This window comes from Leifsonia sp. SIMBA_070 (genome assembly GCF_046534635.1).
Classification (GTDB): Bacteria; Actinomycetota; Actinomycetes; order Actinomycetales; family Microbacteriaceae; genus Leifsonia.
Map to the genome: position 1 here is coordinate 2,712,804 of NZ_JAWRYK010000001.1, position 14,514 is coordinate 2,727,317.

General features: G+C 69.5%; 10 protein-coding genes and 1 pseudogene. 1 reads left to right on the forward strand and 10 read right to left on the reverse strand.

Annotated features, from left to right (window positions below; translation table 11 throughout):
- Positions 1–175: 175 nt before the first annotated feature.
- The 6 genes and pseudogenes from SB754_RS12875 to SB754_RS12900 form a co-directional block, all read right to left on the reverse strand.
- Positions 176–1,570: pseudogene (locus tag SB754_RS12875) on the reverse strand (Ig-like domain-containing protein); the annotation flags it as partial.
- A 358-nt stretch (positions 1,571–1,928) separates the two neighbouring features.
- Complete coding sequence (locus SB754_RS12880) at positions 1,929–5,969, reverse strand: hypothetical protein (RefSeq protein WP_410782700.1); 4,041 nt, start codon at positions 5,967–5,969, stop codon at positions 1,929–1,931.
- A 135-nt stretch (positions 5,970–6,104) separates the two neighbouring features.
- Positions 6,105–6,611, reverse strand: coding sequence for a hypothetical protein (locus SB754_RS12885; protein WP_410782701.1), 507 nt, complete (start codon positions 6,609–6,611; stop codon positions 6,105–6,107).
- On the reverse strand, positions 6,604–7,266 hold the full coding sequence (locus SB754_RS12890; RefSeq protein WP_410782702.1) for a hypothetical protein: 663 nt from the start codon (positions 7,264–7,266) through the stop codon (positions 6,604–6,606). Before SB754_RS12890 ends, SB754_RS12885 begins: the two co-directional genes overlap by 8 nt.
- An 11-nt stretch (positions 7,267–7,277) precedes the next feature.
- Positions 7,278–7,808 carry a signal peptidase I gene (locus SB754_RS12895; protein ID WP_410782703.1) on the reverse strand — a complete coding sequence of 177 codons (531 nt, stop codon included), beginning with the start codon at positions 7,806–7,808 and terminating at the stop codon, positions 7,278–7,280.
- Positions 7,781–8,434 (reverse strand): SipW-dependent-type signal peptide-containing protein, encoded by a 654-nt coding sequence (locus tag SB754_RS12900; RefSeq protein ID WP_410782704.1) that lies wholly within the window; start codon positions 8,432–8,434, stop codon positions 7,781–7,783. Before SB754_RS12900 ends, SB754_RS12895 begins: the two co-directional genes overlap by 28 nt.
- Positions 8,435–8,860: 426 nt before the next feature.
- Between SB754_RS12900 and SB754_RS12905 the strand changes: the two genes are divergently transcribed.
- Positions 8,861–8,986, forward strand: coding sequence for a hypothetical protein (locus SB754_RS12905; RefSeq protein ID WP_410782705.1), 126 nt, complete (start codon positions 8,861–8,863; stop codon positions 8,984–8,986).
- A gap of 295 nt (positions 8,987–9,281) precedes the next feature.
- Here the strand turns inward: SB754_RS12905 and SB754_RS12910 are convergent, their stop codons facing one another.
- From SB754_RS12910 to SB754_RS12925, 4 genes are all read right to left on the reverse strand, one after another.
- Positions 9,282–10,079: a class I SAM-dependent methyltransferase gene (locus tag SB754_RS12910; RefSeq protein WP_410782706.1), complete on the reverse strand. Its 798-nt coding sequence runs from the start codon at positions 10,077–10,079 to the stop codon at positions 9,282–9,284.
- A gap of 125 nt (positions 10,080–10,204) precedes the next feature.
- Complete coding sequence (locus SB754_RS12915; protein ID WP_410782707.1) at positions 10,205–12,394, reverse strand: glycosyl hydrolase 53 family protein; 2,190 nt, start codon at positions 12,392–12,394, stop codon at positions 10,205–10,207.
- A 201-nt stretch (positions 12,395–12,595) separates the two neighbouring features.
- Positions 12,596–13,612 carry a LacI family DNA-binding transcriptional regulator gene (locus tag SB754_RS12920; RefSeq protein WP_410782708.1) on the reverse strand — a complete coding sequence of 339 codons (1,017 nt, stop codon included), beginning with the start codon at positions 13,610–13,612 and terminating at the stop codon, positions 12,596–12,598.
- 20 nt (positions 13,613–13,632) lie between these two features.
- Positions 13,633–14,508: a carbohydrate ABC transporter permease gene (locus tag SB754_RS12925; protein ID WP_410783322.1), complete on the reverse strand. Its 876-nt coding sequence runs from the start codon at positions 14,506–14,508 to the stop codon at positions 13,633–13,635.
- Positions 14,509–14,514 lie beyond the last annotated feature (6 nt).

Sequence of the window (14,514 nt, forward strand, 5' to 3'; positions counted from 1 at the left end):
GGAGCGGAGCCTCCGGAGTGGTGGTGGGCGGCGTCGTGGTGGGCGGCGTCGTGGTGGGCGGCGTCGTGGTGGGCGGCGTCGTGGTGGGCGGCGTGGTGGCCGGCGGCGTCCCGCTGTTCGGATCGGCAGGGACCGATGGGTTGGCCGGGAGTGCCGGGGTGACGAACCCGAAGTCGAGGGTGTCGTCCACCGCCTTGTTGGTGGCCAGGTCGCTGGATTCGGCTGAGCCGGTCGAGCTGTCGGTCGAGCGGTCGCCGACGCCGGCGATCGTCGGCGTCAGGCCTGTCAGAGCCGTTGCTGCGGCATCCTGGTCGATCGTCACCGTGTAGTGCGCGCCGGCCGGCAGGACCGGGAGGCCGGTGAAGGCGTAGTGACCGTTCGCGTCGGTCACCACAGGCGCGACGGGGGTTCCGTTCACTCCGGTGACGGGAGTGCCGTCCGGGCCGGTGAGGACCAGCGTGACTCCGGGGATGCCCTTCTCGCCCGTGTCCTGGATGCCGTCGCGGTTGGCGTCCAGCCACACGTAGTCGCCGACCGAAACGCTCTGGACGCCGTCACCGACCCCGCCTGCGGAGGTGCGCTTGATCGTAGAGGCCTTGGTCCAGCTCGCACCGGGAGCGGTGATGGCGACGCTGTTCGTGTAGACGCCGGCGCGCTGGTCGGTGATGGTGCCCTTGTAGGTGACGTCGATGAACTCGCTCGCCTTCACCCGGTCCAGGACGAGGCGGAAGCCTCCGTCGGTGCACGTGAGGGTGTACCGGCCCGGGTAGACCGCCGTCGTCGGTGTGCCGCCGGCGAGGCTGTTGCGAGTGGTGACCCGGAGCGTCGCGCAGTCGATGATGCTTCCGGAGCCGAGGGTGTCCTCCACCGTGACCGGGCCTTCGTAGCCGGTGGCGTTTCCGGGGACCTCGACCAGCCAGTTGATGTTGTCCGTGCTGTCGCGCGTGCCCTCGTAGGAGCCGTCCGCCCAGCTGGATCCCTTCCAGAGGCCGCGCTCGGTGCGGACCGGCGCCGGCCCGCAGTTAGTGGTGCACGGGGCAGGCGGAGCCGGCTTCGGGTCGACGGTGACGGTCCGTGTCAGGACGCTGTTGAAGGTCAGGGTGACGGGGCCGCCGGTCTCCGTGACGGAGGTGTGGTCCCACTGCGCGGTGAGGAATCCGGACCCGGAGACCGCGTCATGGGACGCCACGTAATCCGTCAGGGTGAAGACGACGCTCTTGCCGTTCCAGTCCGCAGTGGCGACCGTCTGACCGTCCGGGGCGGTCAGCTGGAAGCGGGCGAGGCTCGCGGCGGCCAGTTCGTCCGGGAGGTCCAGCGTGAAGGTGTCGCCGGGCTGGCTCCCGTCCGGCACCGCCCAGCCGAAGGTGAGCTTCAGGCGCTCGTTGTAGCCGTAGGCGGTCTTGTCCGTGGTGACCGAGGTGATCGCGCCGGGGATGGTGGTGGAGGCCAGGGCCGGCGCTGCCGTCACAGCCAGACCGGTGACGGTCAGGAAGGTGGCGATGAGGGCGGCGATGAGCCGGAGGAAGCGCTGGCTGGGGTGCGCGTTCGGGCGCGCGGCATCGGGTTGCATGGTGGTGTGTCTCCGTCGGGTATCCGGTGATGGGGGACACCAGACCGTGGAGCACGCGCACGTCGATCAGCGGCCCACCCGCAAGGCGGGCCGCTGATCGACGATGATTTCGGGTTCACCCGCGGTTCGGGCCGCGGACGGAAGCCGTGCTGTTCGGGCAGCTCGGCCGTGACGCGAAGTTCGGGTCTGGCGTCACCTAAGAGATCAGGGAGTGGCCGGATTATGACGCGGGTCCGCGGAAGAATTTTCTAGGCCGTCGGGCGGTGCGGTGAACGGGAAGGCTTTGCGCCACTGGTGCGCTCGCGATCGCGATCCGCGACTCGTCCGGTCCTGTTCTCAGGAGATCGGTGCGCTCGGCCTACTCCGCGGCACGTCGACGACGGATCAGCAGCAGGACACCTCCTGCGATGACCGCTGCCAGTGCGGCGATGCCGACGCCCCACGCGATCGCCGAGCCAGTGGATGCCAGCGGGTAACCCGGCTCGGATGCCGGTGCCGGGTCTGCCACATCGGTGATCCGTGCAGTGGACGGGTCGGAGGTGATGGGGTCACCGCCCGGAGCCGTGGCGGTCACGGTGGCGGTGTTGCTCAAGGCGTGTCCGGTGAGGTCCGCGGCAACGACCGTGTACGTAGCCGTGCACACGATGGTCTGGCCGGGCAACAACGCCGCGGGGGTCGTCGGGCACACCGGCACGGTCAGCCTTCCGTGACCGGTGAAGGTGCCCTCATCGACCTTCGGGTCGCTCAGGCTGGTGTTACCCGTATTGGTCACAGTGAAGGAGTACTGGATTGTCTGCCCGGCCTGCATGACCTTCGTCGTGTTGGCGGTCTTCAGCACCGTCGCGGCCGGCGCCGGTGGCTCCGGCACGGTGACGGTCGACGGGTCCGAGGGAACCATGACGATCGACCCGGGCGGGGTGCCGATCGCGTCAGCCGTGTTCGTGACCTTCCCCGCGTCGATGTCCGCCTGGGTCACCGTGTACGTGGTGGTGCATACCACCTGCGCGCCCGGGGCGAGGGAGGCTGCAGCGGCCGGGCAGGTCGGTGCTGGCAGGGTGCCGGAGCCCGTGAAGGTGCTCTCCTCGATCGTCACATCCGCCATCGTCACATTGCCGGCGTTCGTCACGGCGAAGGAGTAGGTGATCTGCTCACCGACGGCGAAGTCGGCGGGTGCAGCGGGTGCGGCCGACTTCACCAGGGAGAGCTTGGGCGCAGCGGGCAGCGGCAGGGTGTTGTCGGATCGGGCGGCCGTGACCGGGTCTCCGCCGGGGGTCGTCCCTGTGGCCGTGGCACTGTTGGTCAGCTCTCCGGCGTCGACGTCGGCCTGGGTGAGCGTGTAGCGCGCGCGGCAGGTGACGTCGGCTCCGGGTGCGACCGTCGTGTTCGGGCAGTCGATGGCACTGAGCGTTCCGGTGCCGGAGAACGCGGTGTCGTCGACCGTGATGCCGTGGACGGTCACATTGCCCGTGTTGGACACCTGAAATGCGTAGGTGACGGTATCGCCCGCTGTGGCGGACCCGTCGAGCGTGGACGACTTCACGAGCGTCAGGCTGGGGCCGGCCGTTGCCGAGACGACAGCGGTCGAGGCGTTGGACACCGGGTTCACCGCGTGTGCGGGAGCCGTCGCGGTCGCCGTTGCGGTGTTGCTGATGCTTCCGGCATCCAAGTCGGCCTGTGTGGCCGTGTAGTCGGCGGTGCAGGTCACGCTGTCACCCGGAGCGATCGCACCCGCCGGGCACGTGGCGGCGGGCGCCAGGCCGGTGCCGGAGAAGTCCGTCTCGGTGATGCTCGCATCGTTGACGGAGACGTTTCCGGTGTTCGTGACCAGGAACGAATAGTGGACAACGGCACCGGGCGCAGTGATGGCGGTCGGCGTGGCTGTCTTCGCCAGGGTCAGAGCGGGCAGCGGAAGCAGGAGACGGTTGTCGGCCGGGGAGGAGGCGACGGGAGCGGAAGCGGGGGTGGTCGCTCCCGCGGTCGCCGTGTTCGTCAGCTCCCCCGCGTCCACGTCGGCCTGGGTCAGCGTGTAGGTCGCGGTGCAGGTTGCGGAGGCGGTGGGAGCGAGCGGCGTGGTCGGGCAGGTGATCGCACCGAGGGTCCCCGATCCGGAGAATGCGGTGTCCGAAATGCCGAGACCGGAGAGGGTCACGTTTCCAGTGTTCATGGCCTGGAAGGAGTACAGAACCTCGTTGCCGACCTTCGCCGTCGTGGTCAGCTGCGAGGACTTGACCAATGCCAGCGCCGGGGTCGGAGTGGCCGTCACCGTTGCGCTCGAGGGCGCAGAGACCGGCGCTGTGGCCCCGGCAGGTGCGGCGGTGGTCGCCGTGGCCGTGTTCGTGATGGTGCCGGCGTCGATATCGGCCTGCGCCACTGTGTAGCTGGCGGTGCAGGTCGCAAACTGGCCCGGAAGAATCGAGACGCCGGCGGGGCACGTGACGACGGGCTTCGTGCCGGTTCCCGAGAACGAGGTCTCCGTGATGGCGGGATCGGTCAGCGAGACGTTGCCCTCGTTGGTGACCTGGAACACGTAGTCGATCGTGTCGCCCGCTTGGGAGACCGTCGTCTGCTTCGTGGTCTTGTTCAGCGAGATCGCCGGTGCCGGGTCGACCGGGATCGTGACGGCCGACGGAGCGGTGGTGATCGGGCCGCCGCCCGCGATCGGTGTGCCCGTCGCAGTGGCCGAGTTGGTCAGGTGCTGGGCGTCCACGTCGGTCTGCGTCAGCGTGTAGCCGGCGGCGCAGGTGGTGAACTCGCTCGGAACCAAGGTTGTGGCAGGACACACGATCGGTGACAGAGTGCCGGTCCCCGAGAAGGTCGAGTCGTCAACGGAGATGTTGTCGATCCGAACGTTTCCGGTGTTGCGCACGACGAACGAGTACGAGATCTGCTGGCCGGCGACGTATTGATCGGCGGTGGACGGGGTGGCAGACTTCACGATCGACAAGCCAGGGGCCGGTGCGGCCGCCGACGTGCTGGTGGTGGACGCAGCGGAAGTGACCGGACCAGCGGTGGGGGTCGTCCCCGACGCCGTCGCGGTGTTGTTCACGGCCTTGGCGGAGACGTCGCCAGAGGTCACCGTGTACGGTACTGCGGCGCTGCAGAGTTCCGATGCGCCGGCTGCCAGGGTGGGTTGGGGGCAGATCACTGCACCCACCTTCGGGTCGTTGACGGCGATGTTGTTCACCGTGAGCTGTCCGGTGTTGGTGACGGTGAAGGTGTACGCGATGGTGTCGCCGGCATCGACCAGTCCGTCGCCGTTGACGTCGGCGGGTGTGCCGGCGTGCTTCACCAGCGATAGCCCCGTCGCAGTCGAGGTGGGCACCGCTGCCGACGCCGATGCGGGGGCGCTCGTGTCGTTGTTGTAGCTCGTACCGGTGGCCGTGGCGGTGTTCGTGATAGGCCCGCCGGCGTCCACTTCTTCCTGCGTGACGGTGTGCACCGACGTCGAGGTACAGGTGATCGACGCCCCCTGCTGCACTCCTGGCGCGGTGATCGCCGGGCACGTGACCGGGCCAAGCGACGGATCGGTCACCGCGGCGCTGGCCAGCGCTGCCGTGCTCGTATTGGCGACCGTGAAGGCATACGAGATCGTGTCACCGACCTTCGCACCATTCTGATCCGCTGCCGGGGAAACCGTCGCGGTCTTCGCGAGAGAGACAGTCGGCGGCACGCAGACCGAGCTCGGGAGGATCTGAGCCAGAAAACCCTCGTTTGCCGGGGCGCTCTTGACCTGGACAACGATCGAGTTCGGGCCGGTCTGCCAGTCATGGTTCAGAGTGGTCGTCGGCTGCGGGTTGGCGAGCTTGTATCCGGCGAAGTAGTACGAGCCACTGCCAGCAGGAGTGGGACCGGTGACTGGAGTCTGCGGGATTCCGCTGGTCTTGCCGCTTTGTGCCACACCGTTGACGAACACCTCGGCCACAGAGTTGTCGGCCAGGAAGTTCATCTGCAAAGAGAAGGCCTGCGGCGACACCGCCGAGTCCAAGGTGAACTGGTACCGGTAATACCAGTCACCCGGATTCTGCCCCTGGTTCGGTTGCGCAACCGTCTGCTGGGAAATCCACTGCGCATTCCCGTACGGGCTCTTCGCCCACGCTGCGGGGACGATGTTCGCGACATTCGCAGCGGCCCAGATCGCATTCGCAGCCGGAGGGGCCACCGTGGCGCTGGCGGCCGCCGGGCCCGACACCTGCCAGTTGGCATCTTTCGCATTGTTGGCGAGCACGCCACCGGTGGTGGAGTCGTAACCGGTGTTGAAGATGTTCGCGTTCGTCGAGCAGGTGACGGTGGGCGTAGCCGCTTGTGCGGCGGGAGCGAGAGCAACGGTTCCGAGCGCCAGGCCCGAAACCGTCAGGAGGCCGGCAACCGACGCCGACAACCACCGGTGAATTCGCCCCATCGTGTGCCTCCACATCCTCGCAGGAGGACTGCTGCGATCCTCCGGCCTGCTCATCGTGGCGGACGAAATAGACGCTTGCAATTGCAATCGTGCAATTTCACCCCGGCTTCACCCTGGTTTTGGGGGTGCGATCGGTCATGTCGCCGCCGCAGAGCACGAGAGGGCGATCCCTGCGAGACTCATCGACCAGCTGTAGTCGACGGTCTTCGAGACCCAGCCGCTCGACGCATCCACCGTCGCCAGGTGGATGACGAGCGTGCCGCCGAAGAGGCTGCCGAGGGCGTTCAGGAGGCCGACCGGGATCGTCGTCGTGTAGACGCCTCCCGAGACCGTCGTCGTCGCGCCGGTGATGACCGCCGTGTTGCCGCCCTTCTGCGCCGTGATGCGGATGGAGGTCGAGGCGTACCCGGCGGGCGGAGCCCAGGTGAAGATGACGCTGGTCATGGTCACGACCGAGGTCCAGCTGCAGTACGGGGCGGTTCCGGCGAGCAGCGGCGGCGGGATGGTCTTGGCCTGGAAGGACGCGGTCGTCACCTCCCTGTCGAGCCAGCTGGCATCCACGCGCTGCGCCGTCGTGACGCCGCTGATCAGCGCACACAGCAGTGCGGCGAGCGCGGCGAGGATGCGGATCCGGTTACGCATCGGCCTCCTTGCGGCGTCGCAGGCATCCGGCGATCCAGGCCGTGAGCAGGCCCGTGCCGATCGCGGCGAGGCCGAGCGCGCCGTAGCCGCCGATGCTCCAGCCGGTGTCCGCCAGGGACGCGGAGGAGAGCGCCGGGTCCACTGGATGGGAGCCCGGCGCGTCCTGCCCGGACGCATCCACCTGCAGTGTCGTCGTCAGAGCCGCATCGCCGGTGAGCCGTGCGTCGGACGCCACGTGGATGCGGACCTCCAGGTGTGTGATCCCCGGCCGCGGTTGCGGCGCGGACTGCAGGGCGGCGCGCTCCGCAGGCAGGCGGTCGAGCGGCGTAGCCGGGAGCACCTCGTGCTCCCCCGCGGCGCAGCGGTCGTCCACCCAGGCCGCAGGGCAGCTGACCACCTGGGCGGTGATGTCATCCGAGGTCCCGAGCGCGCCGGCTGCCGTCAGGCGGCCGAGCAACGAGTCGAGCTGATCGACGTCCGTCGTCACCTCGAGCGGCCAGACGAAGGTGGCTCCGGGCACGAGCTGGTGCGTCGGGCCACCTCCGCCGGTCACGACCAGCGGTGCGGGCTGACCACCGGGCGCGGTATCGGCGCGAGCCGCTGCAACCGGCGCACCCGCGGCCACCAGAACGCAGCAGACGGCCGCCGCCGCCATCCCGGCCCTCATCAGGCCGTCCGATGGCGCGCTGGTGCGCGGCGCGGCCAGAACATCCACATCACCAGCGCCGCCGTGCCGAGCGTGAGCGAACCGATGACCGCGGGATGTCCGAGCCACACCACCACCCGGGCGAGACCCGGCTGCGACCAGAGGACGAGGCGGACCGTGGCGACGCGGTACGGCGCCGGGTCCACCGTCGGGTTGGCGTCGCCCTTGAGCACGACCTCAGCCGGGGAGCCCGGGCGGGCGCCGGGAGCCTGCGTGACGCTCACGACACGGTGGGTGACGGGGAGCTGCCCCGGCCTGTCGACCGTGACGACCTGTCCAACGCGCGCCTCGGACGCCGGGATCTGCCGGACGAGCGCGAGAGAGCCCGCCGGGATCCCGGGCGACATCGAGCCGGTACGGAACATGATGAGGCTCAGGTGCAGGACCAGAGCCGCCACCACCCAGGCGATGCACAGCACACCGCCGACCGCTGCGACGTTGAGGAGCGTTGAACGGGTACGGGTCAGTGCGAGACGGCCTGGAACTGCCATGTGGCACTTCCCGTCTGCGACTGCGTGAGTCCGGCGCCGGCGGTGACCACGAAGCACAGGTTGACGGCAGCGCCCGCGGCCGTCGTCGGCGTCCCCGGAGCGAGCTGGAACGTCACGGACCCCGGAACGGAGCCCACGGCGGTCGCTGCCGGAACGAGCGTCGTCCCGGTCGTCGCCGAGCTGCAGCCGAAGGCGGTCGGCTGGATCAGCGAGTAGCTGAGGCCGGTGACCGTGCCGGTCGTCCCCGGCGCCGTGATGGTGACGGTCGCCGGGCTGGTGGTGTTGGCCGCGAGGCGCACGGCGTAGGGCGCGTAGACCACGTCGCCGGGTGACAGGGTGGATGCGTTGACGCTGAAGCCCAGGGAGGAGCCGGGCGCGGACGCGTGGTCGGCGAACGTCGTGCCGTCGGCGGAGCCCTGGAGGTTGAACGTTCCCGCCTGGAAGCTGGCGGTCGCGAACTCGGAGTCGTTCCACGCGGCGAGGGTCACGGTGGCGCCGACGCCGAGGACGAGACCCCCGGCGAGGAGGGCGCGGACGCGACCGGGCACGCGCCGCCGGCGCTTGGTGTCCCCTTGATCGCCGGAATGCCGGCCAGAGGACGAGAGGGATTCGGGTGTGTGTGTCACGGGAGGATCTCCCTAGATGTGTCGGGTGTGAGCGGGTCGGGTGACCGCCTGATCTGCAAACTAGCCAGGTGGAACGGTCTGTTCGCAGGTTTTCACCCTCCGTTCACCCTCCGCGAGCCTCCGTCACCCCCGAAGGAGTGCCGCGTGCTGTTCGCCCAGCGAACATGCGGCTGGGACGGCCGTCCACGTCGTCGATTGACGCGGGTCCCGAAATTCTTCGCAGGACCCGCGTCATGATTCCGGCGGATCCCTATCTCTTAGGTGGCGCATGACCCGAACGTGCGCTTCCGGCAGCGCCCGAACGCCGCCGGCTGGTCGGCGCCGACCGAACGGTGCCGCCAACCGGGAGACCCGAACCCCGAACGCCGCCGAGGGCGCCCGCTACGACGGCGGGCGCCCTCGGTGTGCACAGAGAAAGACGCTCGCATGCCCTACCCGTCCGTCTCGCCGATGACCGGCGAGCTGCTCGCCCTGCTCGACGCCCTCCGCCCCGGCGAGTGGCTGGCGCTCGCCTCGGCCGACGGCCATTTCCCGAGGACACCCCGTCGCTGACGGTCGACACGCCCTTGGAGCACCTTGCCGCGGCAGTGTTCGACATCCTGCCGATCAGTCGCGATACCCCGCAGCCGCTGGCGAGCTGGGCGGCGGACTCCGATGAGGAGCGCTTCCGCGACCTCGGCCGGGCCGTGGAGGGTCTGGCGGCGGACGGCTCCGGCCGCCGCCTGCGGGCCGCCCCCCTCTCGGACGGCGCGCTCAGCGACCGTGTCACCGACACGGTGGCCGCCACGGTGCGCGTGCGCGGGGAGGGCGCGCCGTTCGTCTTCCTGGTTTGCGTCGGCGGGTCCGCTCAGCGGACGAACGCCCGGCAGACGATCGCCTGCACCGGGATGGCCACCGGCGCCCGGCCGTATTCCGCCTCCAGCCGCCCAGCCGTCGCCGCGATCAGCGCGGGCAGGTCGCCCGACCGGCTGCGCACCTGGTCGGCGAGCGGATTGCCGAGGATCAGGCCGTCCGCGAACCCCTGCCAGGATGCCACCTCGGTCTCGTAGGGCAGCACGTCGATGACGACGCGCCCGAACCCTGCCGCCTGTGCCCGCTCGCGGAGCGCCTCGACATCGCTCATCCCGAACGGCACCCGGTAGAAGGGCGGAGGGTCGTCGGGGAACCTCTCCCTCAGCAGCCCGTCCACGATCGCAGCGAACCGGTTGTTCGCGTGGCTGTCCCAGACGCTGAACAGGAAGACGCCGCCCGGCGCCAGCACACGCCGTGCCTCGCTGAAGCCGGCGGCCGGGTCCGGGAGGAACATGACACCGAACTGGCAGGCGACCGTGTCGAAGCTCCCCTCCTCGAACGGTAGCGCCTGTGCGTCAGCCACCTGGATGCGCGTCGATTCCGGCACTTTCGTGCGTGCCAACTCCAGCATCCCGTCGTTCAGGTCGGTGATGACGAGTTCGGCTTCCGGGTTGTGGGCGGCGATCGCGGCGGACGAAATCCCGGTTCCGGCGGCCGTCTCCAGGATGCGGTGCGGCCGCGAGAGCGCCACCTCCTCCCCCAGCACGTCGGCGTAGTGCTGGAAGAGCACGGGCCCGAGGCCGGTGTCGTAGTGCTCGGGGACCGAGCCGGAGAAGCGGGTGGAGTCGTCCACGGTCAGAGGCTACCGCCGCGATCATCACGCGAAAATGCCCGGGCGACTGCCGGGCTACGGAACGTGTGCAGTGCGGCGCGCAACCGCAGTCGTTCCGCAGCGCAGCAGTCGCGGGGCGCAGCGGGCTAGCCCTTGCTCTTCTTCAACTGCGAGATCGCCTTCGTGACGTCCGCCGTCGCCGCCGCGACGTCCCGGTCCGTTGCGCGGGAACCCGCGACGACGACATCCCCCACTGCGACCGCGTCATCGAGGCGGTCCAGCGAGACCGCCGAGTACGCCGAGCGATCGATGGAGCGAGCGGAGGACAGGGCCGACGTGAGCGGGGTCTTGTCCACGTCGGTGGTCGCGACCGACGCCGCATCCACCAGGCTCACGTCATCGAGGACGCCCCACGCTCCGGCCGAGAGCGCGAAGGAGGCCGTGATGTCCACGACACCGTCGGCGCCGACCCTGATCCCCGGGACGGACGCGGTGTGGAACTGCCCCCACGACGTCATCTCCAGAGGCGCGCTGTAGCTTCCCGCCGCCGTCCGGGCGGTGAGCGTCCGGGTGTCCGACGCCGGGCTGTTCGTCCCCTGCGTCGTGGCACGCAGCACGTACGTGCCGGCCGGCACTCCGGTCAGATGCTGCGAGGCGGTCGCCGTGTAGGCGGAGCCGTTCCAGAACGTCACCGCGGACGAGCCGCTGTGGGCGTCCGACGTCTGCTGCCGGGACGCGGGGCCGGTCAGCGCCCACGCGCTCATATCGGCGTCCTCGAACCCGCCGTTGATCACGTGCTCGGGGGCCACCACCGACACGGTCGCCACGGTGGCCTGCTTGCTCGTCGTCGTACCGGGGATGGAGTAGGTGCCCGGGCCGCGGATCCAGTCGACGGCCTTCGACCACTTCACGTTCGGATGCTCCACGCTCCCGTCGTTGTACGTCACGGCGACGGTCTTCGGCAGGGTCACCTGCTGACCGTCGGTGACGGTGATCGACGGCTGTTCCACCGAGACCACCGCGCGCGGAGCGACCGCGCCCGTGCGGACGTACGAGAAGGTGCTCAGCGACTCGAGCGGGGCGCCGCTCCACGAGAACAGCGACTGGTTGTCCCACGACGAACCGCCGTACCAGGGGCCCACGTTCGCCGGGTCGTACGCGCTCGCAGCGCTGGTCGCCCATCCCGAGCCGAACTTCTCCCAGAGGGCGCGGTTGGCGTCGAGCGCGGACGGAGGCCCGACCGGGAGCCAGGCCGGCTCCCAGTAGTAGACGCCGATCCCCGCAGAGCCGACCGCCGCGACGGCGGCGATGACATCCCGCAGCTCGGTCGCCTGGCCCTGGACGCTCACCGGGTACTGGGGCGCCTGCGAGGCTTGGCCGATCGAGTTCGCGAACCCGTCGCCGTCGTCGAGCGTCCGGACCCAGCTGGTCTCGGCGACCATCACCTTCTTGCCGTAGGTGGTCGCGATCTGCGAGAGCACGGCCGTGAGGTTCTGCGTCGCCCCGTGCCAGAACGGGTAGTAGGAGCTGGCGAAGACGTCGTAATCGACGCCGTACTGCTTCAGCCCCGCCGCGTAGGTCGCGTACCGTCCCGGCGTCTCCGGGTTCGTGAAGTGCACGGCCACCAGCGCGTGCGGGAGGACCTGGCGCACGGCCGACGAGCCGGCCTGGAGGAGCTCGGCGAAGGAGGCGTCGATCGCCGTCCCGGCCCGGGTGTAGCCGGCGATGCCGTTGTTGGTCTCGTTGCCGATCTGGACCAGCTTCACGTCCACGCCGGCAGCCGAGAACCGGTTCAGCGCCGACACGGTGAAGTCGTGCAGCGCTGTGGCGGTCTGATCGACGGTGAATCCCTGCCACGCCTTCGGCGCCAGCTGGCGGCCGGGGTCGGCCCAGAAGTCCGAGTACTGGAAGTCGACGTCGACGCTCAAGCCGGCAGCGGCGGCCCGCTTGCCGATCTCGACCGCGCGGGACACATCCACGTTGCCGCCGCCGTAGCCCTGGCCGGTGCTGTCGTCGAAGGGGTCGTTCCAGACCCGGATGCGGACGGAGTTCACGCCGTGCTGGGCCAGCACCGCGAACAGGTCGGCGGGTCGTCCGCTGTCGTCGCGGAAGACGACGCCGCTCTCCTCGAGCGAGAGCACCGACGAGACGTCGACCCCCATCGCGAAGTCGGGCGCGAGGCCGTCGACCTTCGTGACGGAGACACCGGCCTGAACCGGCCCGGTGTTCGCCGCCTCAGCCGCGGCGGCACCGCCCAGGCCGGCGGCGATGGTGGCGATGGCGAGGGTCGCGCCGAGCGCGAGCCTCCGTGTTCCGAACGGTCGTCGACGTCGCACGAACCGCTCCTTTCGGTCAGGCAGCGGGCGCCGAGTCGGCCGCGTCACTGCGGAGAAACTGTGTGCGCTCACAGTAGTAGCACATCGTTCGCGTCAAGACCAGCGCAGATTCCGCCGACATATGCGCAAAAGGACTGCCTGATTACTGGGAGCGTTCACAGCCTGCGGGGAAAGACCGCGGCCGTTCCAACGACAGTTCCGCTACGCGGATTCGCGGATCACGAGCTCCGTCGGCACGGTGATGGACGCGTACCCGCCGCCGTTCACCTCCTCGAGCAGCATCTGCACCATGGCCCTGCTGATGCGGTCGAACGGCTGCCGCATCGTCGTCAGCTGCGGATCGCTCTGGATCGCAGCAGGCGAGTCGTCGAAGCCGGCGACGGCGACAGCCTCCGGGACTCGCCGACCCTCGGCCTTCAGCACCTCGATCGCTGCCGCGGCCATCCGGTCGTTCGCGGCGAAAACCGCGTCAAGATCGGGCGCTGTGCGCAGCAGCTCCCGCATACCGTCGGCGCCGCTCGGTCGCCCGTAGTCGCCGTACGCCACCAGCGACTCGTCGAAGTCGTCCCCCAGCGCCTCCCGGTAGCCGGCCAGCCGCCCGCGCCCGCCCGAGGTGTCCTGCGGGCCGGCGATGTGGGCGATCCTGCGGCGGCCGGAGCTCTTCAGATAGTCCACCATCTCTCGGGCGCCGTCCTCGTCGTCGGCGGTCACGTATCCCATCTTCCGTTCGAAGCCGAGCGGGATGCCGCAGGCGACGGCCGGAAGGCCGAGACGGTTGATGGCGGACACGAAGCCCTGGCCTCCGCTGTGGGAGGAGACCAGCAGGACGCCGTCCACCGAGCCCGCGGCGATGAACTCCACCGCGCGCCGCTGCTCGTCCGGCGTGGAGGCCATGATGAGGACGAGGGAGACATCCTTCTCGGCGAGCGCATCGGCCGCCCCGCGCATCAGGATCGAGAAGTTGGGGTCCTCGAACAGCAGGTGGTGCGGTTCCGTCAGCAGGAACGCGATGGAGTGGGCACGCGCGGTCGCGAGACTCCGCGCCGCCGCATTGATGCGGTAGCCGGTCTTCTTGATGGCGGCCGTCACGGCGGCGTGCGCATCCGGACTGACCCAGTGGCCTCCGTTGAGGACACGGGACACCGTCCCGCGGGACACCCCCGCCGCGTCGGCGACGTCGTTGATCGTCGGCCGTCGTCGCGCCGCATCGCTTGCCATGACTGAATTCTAGGGACGGATCAGGCCTTCACGGCACCGGCCGCGAGGTCCACGCGCCAGAACCGCTGCAGCAGCAGGAACAGGATGATGAGCGGCACGATGGACAGCAGCGCGCCGGTGATGACGAGGGTGTACATGGCGGGGACGGTGGCGCCCTGATTGAGCAGGCCGGACAGGCCGACCGTGATAGGGAAGAGCTGATCGTTGCCCAGCATGATGTACGGCAGCATGAAGTTGTTCCAGATCGCGACGAACTGGAACAGGAAGATCGTCACCAGGCCCGGGGCCATCATCGGCAGGGCGATCCCGTGGAAGATGCGCAGCTCTCCCGCACCCTCGGTCCGGGCCGCCTCGATGACGTCGCCCGGCACGGCGGCCGCCGCGTAGATCCTGGCCAGGTAGATGCCGTACGGGCTGATGAGCTGCGGCAGGAGGACCGACCAGTACGTGTTCGTCAGCCCCACCTGCGCGAGCAGGAAGTACTGCGGGATCGCCAGGATGACCCCCGGCACGAGCACACCCATCAGCAGCACCGAGAACACCGTCGCCTTGCCGGGGAACTCGAAGCGGGCCAGCACGTACCCGCTGAGGGCGGACACGTAGGTCGAGATGAGCGCGCCCACGCCGGCGTACAGCGCGGTGTTGAGCATCCAGCGCCAGAACAGGCCGTCCCGGTACTCGGTGAGGGCGACGATGTTGTCCCAGAGGTGAGTGCTGGGCGCGAGAGTGAAGGTCGAGAACAGCTCCGACCCGTTCTTGGTGGAGGCGGTGAGCACCCACAGCACGGGCAGCAGGCAGTAGACCGCGCCCAGGAGCAGGATGGCTGTTCCGAAGACGCTGGGCCGGCCGGCGGTCGTCCGCGGCGAGCGTGTCGCCGGGACGCGGGTTGCAGTGATGGTGGT

What these genes read in the sequence shown, in the direction of transcription:
- SB754_RS12880 (WP_410782700.1), bottom strand. Translation starts at nt 5,969, where the DNA reads ATGGGGCGAATTCACCGGTGGTTGTCGGCGTCGGTTGCCGGCCTCCTG.
- SB754_RS12885 (WP_410782701.1), bottom strand. Translation starts at nt 6,611, where the DNA reads ATGCGTAACCGGATCCGCATCCTCGCCGCGCTCGCCGCACTGCTGTGT.
- SB754_RS12890 (WP_410782702.1), bottom strand. Translation starts at nt 7,266, where the DNA reads ATGGCGGCGGCGGCCGTCTGCTGCGTTCTGGTGGCCGCGGGTGCGCCG.
- SB754_RS12895 (WP_410782703.1), bottom strand. Translation starts at nt 7,808, where the DNA reads ATGGCAGTTCCAGGCCGTCTCGCACTGACCCGTACCCGTTCAACGCTC.
- SB754_RS12905 (WP_410782705.1), top strand. Translation starts at nt 8,861, where the DNA reads ATGCCCTACCCGTCCGTCTCGCCGATGACCGGCGAGCTGCTCGCCCTG.
- SB754_RS12920 (WP_410782708.1), bottom strand. Translation starts at nt 13,612, where the DNA reads ATGGCAAGCGATGCGGCGCGACGACGGCCGACGATCAACGACGTCGCC.